This is a genomic window from Agromyces zhanjiangensis (genome assembly GCF_040496055.1).
Lineage (GTDB): Bacteria > Actinomycetota > Actinomycetes > Actinomycetales > Microbacteriaceae > Agromyces > Agromyces zhanjiangensis.
This window is the reverse complement of sequence record NZ_JBEPKB010000006.1, coordinates 183,277-196,032: the sequence shown is the minus strand read 5'-3', so window position 1 is coordinate 196,032 and position 12,756 is coordinate 183,277. Positions and strand designations below refer to the sequence as shown.

General features: G+C 72.5%; 11 protein-coding genes. 9 read left to right on the top strand and 2 right to left on the bottom strand.

Annotated features, from left to right (window positions below):
- Positions 1–75 precede the first annotated feature (75 nt).
- The 9 genes from metG (at position 76) to ABME02_RS13075 (ending at position 10,652) form a co-directional block, all read left to right on the top strand.
- Entirely contained in the window at positions 76–1,641 is a 1,566-nt protein-coding gene (gene metG, locus ABME02_RS13115) for a methionine--tRNA ligase (protein ID WP_353815784.1), read from the top strand.
- Positions 1,638–2,540 carry a TatD family hydrolase gene (locus ABME02_RS13110; RefSeq protein WP_353815783.1) on the top strand — a complete coding sequence of 301 codons (903 nt, stop codon included), beginning with the start codon at positions 1,638–1,640 and terminating at the stop codon, positions 2,538–2,540. The genes metG and ABME02_RS13110 overlap by 4 nt, the downstream gene beginning before the upstream one ends.
- A gap of 67 nt (positions 2,541–2,607) precedes the next feature.
- Complete coding sequence (gene rsmA, locus ABME02_RS13105; RefSeq protein WP_353815782.1) at positions 2,608–3,507, top strand: 16S rRNA (adenine(1518)-N(6)/adenine(1519)-N(6))-dimethyltransferase RsmA; 900 nt, start codon at positions 2,608–2,610, stop codon at positions 3,505–3,507.
- Between the two features lie 54 nt (positions 3,508–3,561).
- Positions 3,562–4,521 (top strand): 4-(cytidine 5'-diphospho)-2-C-methyl-D-erythritol kinase, encoded by a 960-nt coding sequence (locus ABME02_RS13100; protein ID WP_353815781.1) that lies wholly within the window; start codon positions 3,562–3,564, stop codon positions 4,519–4,521.
- 289 nt (positions 4,522–4,810) lie between these two features.
- On the top strand, positions 4,811–5,758 hold the full coding sequence (locus ABME02_RS13095; protein WP_353815780.1) for a putative endonuclease domain-containing protein: 948 nt from the start codon (positions 4,811–4,813) through the stop codon (positions 5,756–5,758).
- Positions 5,759–5,913: 155 nt separating this feature from the next.
- Positions 5,914–7,800, top strand: coding sequence for an ABC-F family ATP-binding cassette domain-containing protein (locus ABME02_RS13090; RefSeq protein WP_353815779.1), 1,887 nt, complete (start codon positions 5,914–5,916; stop codon positions 7,798–7,800).
- Positions 7,801–7,988: 188 nt separating this feature from the next.
- Positions 7,989–8,876: a MetQ/NlpA family ABC transporter substrate-binding protein gene (locus tag ABME02_RS13085; protein WP_353815778.1), complete on the top strand. Its 888-nt coding sequence runs from the start codon at positions 7,989–7,991 to the stop codon at positions 8,874–8,876.
- Positions 8,877–8,964: 88 nt separating this feature from the next.
- A complete protein-coding gene (locus tag ABME02_RS13080; RefSeq protein WP_353815777.1) occupies positions 8,965–9,993 on the top strand; it encodes a methionine ABC transporter ATP-binding protein in 1,029 nt (342 codons plus the stop codon).
- Entirely contained in the window at positions 9,993–10,652 is a 660-nt protein-coding gene (locus ABME02_RS13075; protein WP_353815776.1) for a methionine ABC transporter permease, read from the top strand. The genes ABME02_RS13080 and ABME02_RS13075 overlap by 1 nt, the downstream gene beginning before the upstream one ends.
- A 71-nt stretch (positions 10,653–10,723) precedes the next feature.
- On the opposite strand, the gene ABME02_RS13070 is transcribed toward ABME02_RS13075, so the two are convergent.
- Both ABME02_RS13070 and ABME02_RS13065 read right to left on the bottom strand, forming a co-directional pair.
- The gene (locus ABME02_RS13070; RefSeq protein ID WP_353815775.1) at positions 10,724–12,028 is read right to left on the bottom strand and encodes an MFS transporter; all 1,305 of its coding nucleotides are present in this window, start codon (positions 12,026–12,028) and stop codon (positions 10,724–10,726) included.
- A 136-nt stretch (positions 12,029–12,164) separates the two neighbouring features.
- A complete protein-coding gene (locus ABME02_RS13065; RefSeq protein WP_129234422.1) occupies positions 12,165–12,662 on the bottom strand; it encodes a MarR family winged helix-turn-helix transcriptional regulator in 498 nt (165 codons plus the stop codon).
- Between the last annotated feature and the right edge of the window lie 94 nt (positions 12,663–12,756).

Here is a 12,756-nt window from a genome sequence, read left to right as displayed (position 1 = left end):
GCCCCGCCGGCGGCGACCGGAGGGCGGCATCCGCTCGGGCGTAGCGCACCGGCGCGCGCCCGTAGGATTGTCGGCATGGCCGACGCCTCCTCGTTCTACATCACGACCCCCATCTTCTACGTCAACGACGTGCCCCACATCGGGCACGCGTACACGGAGGTGGCCGCCGACGTGCTCGCGCGGTGGAACCGCCAGGCGGGTCGCGACGCGTGGATGCTCACCGGCACCGACGAGCACGGGCAGAAGATCCTCCGCACGGCGACCGCGAACGGCGTGAGCCCGCAGGAGTGGGCCGACAAGCTCGTCGCCGAGGCGTGGAAGCCGCTCCTCGACACGGTCGACGTCGCGAACGACGACTTCATCCGCACGACCGACGAGCGCCACGAGCGCAACGTGCAGAAGTTCCTCCAGCACCTCTTCGACGAGGGCTGGATCTACACGGGCGAGTACGAGGGCTACTACTGCGTCGGCTGCGAGGAGTACAAGCAGCAGTCCGAGCTCGTCGACGGCACGGGCGAGTACGAGGGCCAACTCGTCTGCGCCATCCACTCCAAGCCCGTCGAGCTGCTGCACGAGAAGAACTACTTCTTCCGCATGTCGGCGTTCGCCGACAAGCTGCTCGCGCTCTACGAGGAGCGACCCGACTTCGTGCAGCCCGAATCGGCGCGCAACGAGGTCGTCAGCTTCGTCCGGCGAGGGCTCGACGACCTCTCGATCTCGCGGTCGACGTTCGACTGGGGCGTGAAGGTCCCGTGGGACGAGACGCACGTCGTCTACGTCTGGTTCGACGCGCTCCTCAACTACATCACCGCCGTCGGCTACGGCGAGGACGACGAGCAGTTCTCGCGCCGCTGGCCGGCGCAGCACCTCGTGGGCAAGGACATCCTCCGCTTCCACGCCGTCATCTGGCCGGCCATGCTCATGGCCGCGGGCCTCGACGTGCCGACCGGCGTGTTCGGCCACGGCTGGCTGCTCGTCGGCGGCGAGAAGATGTCGAAGTCGAAGCTGACCGGCATCGCGCCGTCGCAGATCACCGAGACGTTCGGCTCCGACGCGTTCCGCTACTACTTCCTCTCCGCGATCTCGTTCGGCCAGGACGGCTCGTTCTCGTGGGAGGACCTCGCCGCGCGCTACCAGGCCGAGCTCGCCAACGGCTTCGGCAACCTCGCCTCGCGCGTCATCGCGATGATCGGCCGCTACTGCGGCGGCACCGTCCCGACCGGCACCGAGGCGGCCCGCACCGAGGCCGACGACGCGATCCGGCGCATCGAGGCCGACGCGACGGATGCCGCGTGGCAGGCGATCGAACGACTGCAGATCCACGACGCGATCGCCGCGACGTGGAAGCTCGTCGACGCGCTCAACGGGTACATCACCGAGCAGGAGCCGTGGGCGCTCGCGAAGGACGAGACGAAGCGCGCCCGACTCGAGGCCGTGCTCGAGACCGCGTACCACGGGGTCGGCACGCTCGCCGTGCTGCTCTCGCCGGTGCTGCCGAAGGCGACCGCGAAGCTCTGGACCGCGCTGGGCGCGCCCGGCACCGTGCAGGAGCAGCGCATCGACCGTGCGCACGAGTGGACCGTCGGCACGCAGACCTCCGCGCTCGAGCCGCTGTTCCCGCGCGTGGAGGCGACCGAGTGACGGCTGCCGCCGAGCACCTGCGCACCCGGTCCGACGGCGGCCGCGCCGCCGAGTACCCGACGCCGCCCGAGCCGCTCGCGGTGGCCGTCTACGACAACCACACGCACCTCGAGATCGCCGACGGGGCGCTGCCGCTCACGGCGCACGAGCACCTCGAGCGCGCGGCATCCGTCGGCGTCGCCGGTGCGGTGCAGGTCGGCACGGATGTCGCGACCAGCCGCTGGTCGGCCGAGATCGCCGCGCGCGAGCCCCGCCTGCTGGCCGCGGTCGCCCTCCACCCGAACGAGGCGCCCGAACTCGACGCCCGCGGCGAGCTCGACGCGGCGATCGCCGTCATCGACGAGCTCGCGGCGCAGCCGCGCGTGCGCGCGGTCGGCGAGACCGGGCTCGACTTCTACCGCACGGGCGACGACGGCCGCGACGCGCAGTTCCGGTCGTTCGAGGCGCACATCGACATCGCGAAGCGCCACGGCATCGCCCTGCAGATCCACGACCGCGACGCGCACGACGAGGTCGTCGCGACCCTCCGCCGCGCGGGCGCGCCGGAGACGACGATCTTCCACTGCTTCTCCGGCGGCGAGGAGCTCGCTCGGCTCGCGGGCGACGCCGGCTGGTACTGCTCGTTCGCCGGCAACGTGACGTTCAAGAACGCCGAGAACCTGCGCGAGGCGCTCCGGGTCGTGCGGCGCGACCGGATCCTGGTCGAGACCGACGCGCCCTACCTCACTCCCGTGCCGCTTCGCGGTCGGCCGAACGCCCCGTACCTCGTGCCGCACACCATGCGGTTCATGGCCGAGACGCTCGGCGCCGACCTCGACGAGCTGTGCGCCGAGGTCGCCGCGAACACCGTGCGCGCCTACGGCTCGTGGGCCGACGGGCTCGAGGCGGGTTCGGCGTGATGCGGCGCGCCGTGCGCACGGACGCCGCCGGCTGCCCCAGCATCGGGAGCGTGCGGGGGAGCAGGGCGTGAACGCGCATCGGCATGAGGCCGACGGCGGCGGCGCCGTCACGCCGCGCCTGCTCGGACCGGCCGAGATCCGCGACCTCGCCGAGCTGCTCGACGTCACCCCGACGAAGAAGCTCGGGCAGAACTTCGTGCACGACGCCAACACGGTCCGCCGCATCGTGCAGACCGCCGGCGTGCAGCGCGGCGAGACCGTGCTCGAGATCGGCCCCGGGCTCGGATCGCTCACGCTCGGCCTGCTCGAGGCGGGCGCCGAGGTGATCGCGGTCGAGATCGATGCGCGCCTCGCGGCGCAGCTCCCGCACACGGTGAGCGTCATGCAGCCCGGGACGTCGCTCACGGTCGTCCGCGCGGACGCGCTGCGCGTCGTCGACCTGCCGGGGGAGCCGACACGGCTCGTCGCGAACCTGCCCTACAACGTGTCCGTCCCGGTGCTGCTGCACCTGCTCGAGCACTTCCCGTCACTCACGTCGGGCATCGTCATGGTGCAGGCCGAGGTCGGTCACCGGCTCGCCGCCGAACCCGGCTCGAAGGTCTACGGCGCCCCGAGCGTCAAGGCGAGCTGGTACGGCGACTGGCGCACGGCCGGCCAGGTGTCGCGCATGGTCTTCTGGCCGGTGCCGAACGTCGACTCGGTGCTCGTCGGATTCGAGCGAGGCGAGGCGCCCGGCGACCCGCCCGGCACGGAGGACGAGCGCATCGCCGTGTTCGCGCTCGTCGATGCCGCGTTCCAGCAGCGGCGCAAGATGCTCCGCCAGTCGCTCTCCGGCGTGCTCGGCGGCTCCGCCACGGCGGCGAGCGCCCTGCTCCAGGCTGCCGGCGTCGACCCGCAGGCGCGCGGTGAGCAGCTGACCGTCGAGGACTTCCTGCGGATCGCGCGCGCCGCGGCATCCGTCGCCTGACTCGTCCCCCGGCCATGCGCCATCGGCCCGCGCACGTCGGCTAGCGTTGGTCGCATGACGTTCCCGGCGACCGACGCGGCAGTGCACGTCCGAGCCCCCGGGAAGATCAACCTCTTCATGCGGGTCGGCGCGCTCGACGACGACGGCTACCACGACGTCGCCACGGCCTACCAGGCCGTGTCGCTGTACGAGGACGTCCGCGCCTGGCCCGACGACGAGTTCTCGGTCGCGTTCGGCGGGTCGGTCGACACCTCGGGCCTGCCGACGGATGCCTCGAACCTCGCGATCCGCGCCGCGAAGCTGCTCGCGCGCCACGCGGGCGTGCCCGGCGGGGTGCGCCTCGAGATCGACAAGCACGTCCCCATCGCGGGCGGCATGGGCGGCGGGTCGGCGGACGCCGCGGGCACGCTCGTCGCATGCGACGCCCTCTGGGGCACGGCACTGCCGAAGGAGGAACTGCACGCGCTCGCCGCCTCGCTCGGCGCCGACGTGCCGTTCGCGCTCACGGGCGGCACGGCCATCGGCACGGGTCGCGGGGACCGGCTGAGCCCGGCGCTGGCCACGGGGTCCTTCCATTGGGTGCTCGCGACCGCCGACTTCGGGCTCTCGACGCCCGCCGTGTACGGCGAGCTCGACCGCCGGCGCGACGCCGGCCTCGACCCGGAGTGGCGCGACGGACACCGCGGCGCCCGAACGGCCCTCGACTCGCCGACGGTCGACGCGGCCGTGCTGCACGCGCTCCGCGCGGGCGACCCGCGGCGACTCGCCGTGGCGCTCCACAACGACCTCCAGACCGCGGCCATCGGGCTCGCGGGGCGTCTCGCCCAGGTGATCGACCTCGGCGAGCAGAACGGCGCCCTCGCGGGGCTCGTGTCCGGGTCGGGGCCGACGGTCGCGTTCCTCGTCGACGACGCCGACGGCGCGCTCGAGCTCCAGGTCGCGCTCTCCGCGGCGGGTCTCACGGCGCTGCACGTGCACGGGCCAGTGCACGGCGCCCGCGTGCTGCCCTTCTGAGATCGCGCCCTCCGGCCCGGCCCCGCCCGTGCCGTGCGCTGCGGCAGTCACGCCCCACGGCGCGCTCGCGCCTTGCCTCGCGCGTGTACGTCCGGTCGCGCTGCGTCGTTCTGCGCCACCTTCGAGAGGATGTCATGTGCACCGCTCGGCCGTGCGGCCGGTGCAGATGACATCCTCTCGAAGGGCGCCCGGGCCGCCGACTGTGGACAGGCGGCACCGGGCCGTCTCGCGACCCCGGACGCTCGGGGCCGTGAGCAGACCCGATGGGCTTCCGTGGAGCCTCCGCGCCGTGCCATCCTTCACTCGAGCGGAGGCGACCCGCCACGGGGTGCGGTGGCGTCGACTCGCCGCCCCCGACCTCGAGCGGACGTTCCATGGCGTGCGCCGGCACGTCGGTGCGGAGCCCTCGATCCGCGAACTCGCCGAGGCGTACGCCAAGCGGATGCCTCGCCGCCAGGTGTTCAGTCACGTCACGGCCGCCGTGCTGTGGGGCATCCCCGTGCCGAGGAGCGCTGAGCCCGCCCGCCCGGGACCGGTCGCCGACGGCGAGTCGGCGCGTCCGCTCCTGCACGTCGCGGTGCCCCGTGGCTCGGCGCGACCGAGCGCCGCCGGCGTCGAAGGGCACGTCATCTCGTTCGAGTCCGTGCAGGTCATCGTCCATGGCGGTCTGCGCGTGGTCGATCCGGCGAGCGCCTGGATCCAGCCGGGTGCGTCGCTCACCGTCGACGACCTCGTCGTCGCCGCGGAATACCCGATCACCGGGTCGCACCCGTTCGACGGACGCTTGCCGCTTTGCGACCGGGAGCAACTCGAGTCGGCGCTCGCCGCACATCCCGGGCGTCGCGGGATCGACGCGATCCGACGCGCCCTGGCCGCCGCACGATGGGGTGCCCTGTCGCGGAGGGAGACGCTGCTCCGGCTCGACCTCGTGAGGGCGGGCCTTCCCGAACCCGTCCCCAATCACCGGGTCCTGGACGGACGTGGCGAGCTCGTCGCGATGATCGACCTCGCGTATCCCGATCGTCGGGTCGGGATCGAGTACCAGAGCGACCTGCACCGCTCGCCTGCGCAGTGGCGTCGCGACATCCGCCGCATCGAGCGGCTCGCCGACGTGGGTTGGGTGATCGTCCAGGCGACCGCAGACGACGTCAGCGCGGACGGTGAGCTGCGCGACTCGGCTGCATTCGCCGACCGCGTGCGGAGGCGACTTGATGCGAGTCGCCCGGTCGGCGGGTGATCGAGAGGATGGCATGTGCACCGCTGCACCGTCTGCGCGGTGCGGATGGCATCCTCTCGATCCGAGAACACCGCCCGTGGGACAGCGGAGCAGCGGGCAGGCGGCGGCAGGCGCAGCGGTCGCGCCGGGCGCGGCGAAGTAGGGTTGAGCGCGACATGGCACACCTCCTCGGCGCCGAGCGCCTGCACCTCGAGTTCCCCACGCGCATCGTCTTCGACGAGGTCACCCTCGGCATCGACGAGGGCGACCGCATCGGCATCGTGGGGCGCAACGGCGACGGCAAGTCGACGCTGCTGAAGCTGCTCGCGGGGCGGCTCGAGCCCGACGGCGGCCGCGTGACCGTTCGGCGCGGCGTGCGGATCGGCATGCTCGACCAGGCCGACACGATCGACGCGGATGCCACGGTCGCCGAAGCCGTCGTCGGCGGCATCGAGGAGCACGTGTGGGCGGGCGACGCGAAGGTGCGCGACGTGATCGCGGGCCTCCTCGCGGACGTGCCGTGGCAGGGTCGCGTCGGCGACCTGTCGGGCGGCCAGCGCCGCCGGGTCGGGCTCGCCGCGCTCCTCGTCGGCGACTGGGACGTGCTGTTCCTCGACGAGCCGACGAACCACCTCGACGTCGAGGGGATCGCCTGGCTCGCGCGGCACGTGAAGGGCCGCTGGGCGGCGAGCGATGGCGCGGTCGTGGTGGTCACGCACGACCGCTGGTTCCTCGACGAGGTGTGCACCGCGACGTGGGAGGTGCACGACCGCATCGTGGAGCCCTTCGAGGGCGGGTACGCCGCGTACGTGCTGCAGCGGGTCGAGCGCGACCGGATGGCCGCGGCATCCGAGGCCAAGCGCCAGAACCTCATGCGCAAGGAGCTCGCGTGGCTGCGACGCGGTGCGCCGGCGCGCACGTCGAAGCCCAAGTTCCGGATCGAGGCCGCGAACCAGCTCATCGCGGACGAGCCGCCCGTGCGCAATCCCGTCGAGCTGAACCGCCTCGCGGTATCACGGCTCGGCAAGGACGTCGTCGACCTCCTCGACGTGACGGTCGAGTACCCGGTGCGGGATGCCGCGCCCGACGCGCCCGCGACCCGGACCGTGCTGCACGAGCTCGAGTGGCGCATCGCGCCGGGGGAGCGCACCGGCATCCTCGGCGTGAACGGCGCCGGCAAGTCGACGCTGCTGAAGCTCGTCACCGGCGAGGTCGAGCCCACGACCGGTCGGGTCAAGCGCGGCAAGACGGTGAAGATCGCGGTGCTCAGCCAGGAGCTCGCCGAGCTCGCCGAATGGGCGGAGGACCGCGTGAGCGCGGTCGTCGCCGCGCAGAAGACGAGCTACGTGTTCGGCTCGGGATCGAAAGCCGTCGAGCTCACGCCCGGCCAGCTGCTCGAGCGGCTCGGCTTCACCAACCAGCAGCTCGCGACCCCGGTCAAGGACCTCTCCGGCGGCCAGAAGCGCCGCCTGCAGCTCCTCCTCATCCTGCTGCAGGAGCCGAACGTGCTGATCCTCGACGAGCCCACGAACGACCTCGACACCGACATGCTCGCCGCGATCGAGGACCTGCTCGACGCGTGGCCCGGCACCCTCCTCGTCGTCAGCCACGACCGGTACCTCGTGGAGCGCGTCACCGACCGGCAGGTCGCGATCCTCGGCGGGCACCTGCGCGACCTGCCGCGCGGCGTCGAGCAGTACCTCGAGCTGCGCCGGCAGCAGGCGACGGATGCCGCGTCCGCGCCGTCCACGGCGGCGTCGGGCGCGTCGAGCCCGGTGAGCGGACCCGGCGCGGGTTCGGGCGGCGGCGTGCGCGCCGAGGCATCCGCCCCCGCGCTCTCGGGCGCCGACCGGCGCGCGGCCGAGAAGGAGCTGTCGTCGATCGATCGCCGGCTCGAGAAGCTGCAGGCGCAGATCGGCGAGCAGCACGAGAAGCTGGCGCGCCACGACCAGTCCGACTACGTCGGGCTCGGCACGCTCGGTGACGAGCTTCGGGCGCTGGAGGAGTCCGTGGCCGAGCTCGAGACGCGCTGGCTCGAAGTATCCGAGCAGTTGGAGGGGTGATGGCGCAGGATCTGTGACGCCTGATGACCAGTTGGTCAATTGAGCGCAGATCCTTCGCCTAGCGTTGAGGTGCGCCCGCGATCGCGGCAACGAGGCCCCACCGCCACCAGCGGTGGGGTTCGTCATGTCCAGGCACCACCGCCACCAGCACCTGATCGCGCGCGCCGACCGCGAAAAGGAACCCCGCCATGCCCAGCACCACCGTCAAGCTCATCGCCGCCCTCGCCGCAGCCCCGCTCGTCATCGGCCTCGCCGCCTGCTCCTCGGCGGGCGCCGCCGAGGGCGACGACGTCGTCCGCATCGGCGTCGTCGGCAAGTCCGACCCGCAGTGGCCCGCCTTCGAGGAGGCCGCGGCCGAGGCCGGCATCGAGATCGAGCTCGTCGACTTCGCCGACTACACGCAGCCGAACCCGGCGCTCACCGAGGGCGAGCTCGACCTCAACCAGTTCCAGCACATCGTCTACCTCGCCGACTACAACGTGTCGGCCGACGCCGACCTCCAGCCCATCGGCGCGACCGCGATCTACCCGCTCGGCCTGTACTCGCTGAAGTACGACTCGGTCGAGGACATCCCGGCCGGCGAGACGGTCGCGGTGCCGGACGACCCCTCGAACCTGGCCCGTGCGCTCCTCGTGCTGCAGTCGGCCGGCCTCATCGAGCTCGAGGGCGGCGGCTCGATCTTCTCGACCGTCGACGACATCGACGAGGCGAACTCGAAGGTGGAGGTCACCCCGCTCGAGGCGTCGCTGACCCCGACGAGCCTGCCCGACGTCGCCGCGGCGATCATCAACAACGACTTCGTGCAGGACGCCGGCCTCACCTTCGCCGACGCGATCGCGAAGGACGACCCGAGCGACCCCAACGCGCTGCCCTACGTCAACATCTTCGCGGCACGTGCCGAGGACGCCGACGACGAGACGTACCTGAAGCTGGTCGAGATCTTCCAGACCGACCCCGAGGTCCAGGCCGGCCTGCTCGAGTCCTCCGGCGACACCGCCGTGGCGCTGACGACCCCGGTCGACGAGCTCCTGGGCTCGCTCGCCACGGTCGAGGACGACACCCGCGCCCAGGGCTGATCCGCACCACGACAGGAACCGCACGCGCGGGTGGCGCGCCCCGACCGGGCAGCGCCACCCGCACGCGCGTGCGTGGAGGAGGTACCGCATGGCGCTCGTGACCCTCGAGCACGTCAGCAAGTCGTATCCGGCCGCGAACCGCGCGGCCGAGGCCGTCACCGCGGTCGACGACGTCTCCCTCGAGATCGAGGCCGGCGATGTCTACGGCATCATCGGCTACTCGGGTGCCGGCAAGTCGACGCTCGTGCGGCTGGTGAACGCGCTCGAACCCGCGACGAGCGGCTCGATCCGGATCGACGGCCGGGAGATCACGGGACTCCGCGAGCGGGAGCTCCGCGGCATCCGCCTCGGCATCGGGATGATCTTCCAGCAGTTCGAGCTCTTCGAGGCGAAGACCGTGCGCGGCAACGTGGCGTACCCGCTGAGGGTGGCCGGATGGGGGAAGGCCGACATCCGCGCCCGCGTCGACGAGCTGCTCGCGTTCGTCGGCCTCACCGACAAGGCCGGCGCGCGCCCCGACCAGCTCTCCGGCGGGCAGAAGCAGCGCGTCGGCATCGCGCGCGCCCTCGCGACCCGGCCGCGCATCCTCCTCGCCGACGAGGCGACGAGCGCACTCGACCCCGAGACGACGCACGAGGTGCTCGCGCTCCTCAAGCGCGTGAACGAGGAGCAGGGCGTCACGATCATCGTGATCACCCACGAGATGGACGTCATCCAGTCGATCGCGACGAAGGTCGCCGTGATGGACCGGGGGAGGGTCATCGAGCACGGCGACGTCTTCGACGTGTTCTCGACCCCGCGGCATCCGTCGTCGCAGCGGTTCGTCGGCACGGTCGTCAAGGGCGTGCCCTCGCCCGCCGAGCTCGCCGTGCTCCGCGAGCGGCACGAGGGTCGCATCGTGACGTGCTCGTTCCGCGACGGCGACGCGTCGCAGGCTCGCGTGTTCCTCGACCTCGCCGAGGCGGGGCTCGAGTTCGAGCTCGTCTACGGCGGCATCAACGACATCCGCGGCCGCGCGTTCGGCCACCTCACCCTCGCGGTGCGCGGCGACGACGACGCGATCGACGGGGCGCTCGCCGCGGTCGCGCGGCACGCCGACGTGACGGAGGTGCGCTGATGGACCGGCTCCTCGAACTGGGCCCGGAGTTCTGGGCCGCGGCGGGCGAGACGCTCTACATGGTCGCGCTCACGATGCTCTTCGGCGGTGCGGGCGGGTTCCTGCTCGGCATCGGACTGTACGCGACCAGGCGCGGCGGCCTGCTGCCGAGCGCGGTCGTGAACAACGTGCTCAACGTCGTCATCAACTTCTTCCGGCCGATCCCGTTCATCATCTTCATCGCCGCCGTGCAGCCGCTCACGCGTGCGGTCATCGGGGTGGGCATCGGGACGGATGCCGCGATCTTCGCGCTCTCGCTCGCTGCGGCGTTCGCGATCGGGCGCATCGTGGAGCAGAACCTCCTCACCGTTCGGCCCGGCGTCATCGAGGCCGCGCGCTCGATGGGCGCGGGCCCGGTGCGGATCCTCGGGACGGTCGTCGTGCCGGAGGCCCTCGGCCCGCTGATCCTCGGCTACACGTTCATCGTCATCGCGGTGATCGACATGTCGGCGATGGCGGGACTCATCGGCGGTGGCGGCCTCGGCTACTTCGCGCAGCTGTACGGCTTCCGGCAGTTCGAGCCGGTCGTCACCTGGGCGGCCGTGCTGCTGATCGTCGTGTTCGTGCAGGTCGTGCAGTACGTCGGCAACTGGCTCGCGCGGCGGGTGCTCCGGCGGTAGGCGCCGCGGGCCCGCGACGTCGGTGCGTCGCGGGCCCGGCGGCTCCGCCGCTCGGGTCCGTCCGTTCGGCCTCAGGCGGCTTCGATGCCGCTCCGGACGCGGCTCCGGACCCCACCGAGCGCCGCCGACGCGGCCTCGGCCTCGGCGGCGCCGAGGACCGCCGAGCGGGTGGTGCGGCGGGCTGCGCCTCGCCGCGGCCACAGCACGAGCGCCGACACGGCGCCGATGGCGGCGAGTGCACCGAGGATGGGCCAGGCCACCACGACGCCGGCGCTCGTGCCGACCCATCCGGCGATCGGGTAGGTGACCAGCCAGGCGAGGTGCGACAGGGAGAACTGCGCGGCGAATGCGGCGGGGAGCCCTTCCGGCGAGGCCGAGGCGCGGATCACCCGACCGGTCGGGGTGATGACCATCGCCATCCCTGCGCCGATCGTCGCCCAGATCCCGGCCAGGACGCCGAACAGCGCGACGTCCGTGGCGGCGACCCCGATCGCGGCGAGCACCCCCAGGACGAGCACGGCCGCGCCGGTCGTCATGACGTGGCGCTCGGCGACGCGGTCGAGTACGCGCGGCAGGAGGAGGGCGACGAGGAGGGTGCCACCGCCGGAGGCGGCGAGCATCCAGGCGACGTCGGCCTGCGTGCCGCCGAGTTCGTCGCGCACGAGGTTGACGGTGCTGACGACGACGATCGAGCCGGCGGCGGCGACGACGAGGTTCAGGGCGAGGATGCCGCGGAGTCGCGGCGTCCGGGCGAACAGCGTGACGCCCGACGCGACGCGCTCCCAGACCCGGCGCTGACCGGTGGGCCGCGCGTTGGGGATCCGGGTGGAGAGGACGAGGGCCGCCGACACGACGAACCCGATGGAGGTGCCGACGAACAGCCAGGTGAAGCTCATGAACGTCAGGGCGATCGCGGCGAGCACCGGACTCAGCAGGCTCTCCATCGTGTAGGCGACCTGCGAGGCCGACAGCGCCCGGGTGTACTGGGTGCCGTCCGTCACGATGTCCGGGATGACGGCCTGGAACGTCGGCGTGAAGGCGGCGGATGCCGCCTGGAGGAGGCCGATCAGCAGGTAGACGTGCCAGGTCTCGGTGACGAAGGGGAGCGCGAGGACGACGCCCGCGCGGACCGCGTCGAGGAGGGTGAGGAAGGCGCGGCGCGGAAGGCGGTCGGCGTAGGCCGCGGCGATGGGGGCCACGACCACGTAGAGGACCATCTTGATGGTGAGGGCCGTGGCGAGCACGGCGGCCGCGTCGGGCCCGGCGAGCTCGTAGGCGAGCAGGCCCAGCGCGACCGTGGCGAGCCCCGTGCCGAAGAGGGCGATCACCTGCGCGCTGAACAGGTGGCGGTAGTCGCGGATGGCGAACAGTCGCATGATGTCGACTCCTTGTCCTCGGGCCTCTGGTCGACACAACCAAATACCCCCTAGGGGTATTCCGACACGGGCGGAATCCTGCGGAGCCGCCGACGGCGGATGCGTGGGACGGCCGACCGGCGGACCGGTGATCGCCTCAGGCGAAGCCGAGCGAGAGCTTGCGCAGCAGTGCCGCGAGCCGCCGCTGCTCGGCGGGCGGCAGGCCGGCGAGCAGTTCGGCCTCGGCGTCGACGAGTCGCGTGATCGCCGCGTCCACGCGGGTCACGCCCGCCGGCGTCATCTCGACGAGGATCCCGCGCCCGTCGTGCGGATCGGTCTGCCGGGTCACGAGCCCACGGGCGACGAGCCGATCGATGCGGTTCGTCATCGTGCCGCTCGAGACGAGCGTCTGGGCGAGCAGGGCCTTCGGCGGGAGCCGGAACGGTGCGCCTGCGCGGCGGAGCGCGGACAGCACGTCGAACTCCCACGACTCCAGCTCGGAACGCTCGAACGCCTGCTTCCGCGCGCGGTCGAGGAGCTTCGCGAGGCGGCCGACGCGCGAGAAGACCTGCAGCGGCGCGAAGTCGAGGTCGGGTCGCTCGCGCTCCCAGTCGTCGACGATCCGGTCCACCTCGTCCTGGTCGCCGGTCGTCATGCCGCCAGTATCCCACCGCCGGACCCTCCCACTCGGAGGGGTCCCGAGGGCCCAAGGTCCCGGCCGCACACGGTCGCGGTCGCAGGGTGGAGTC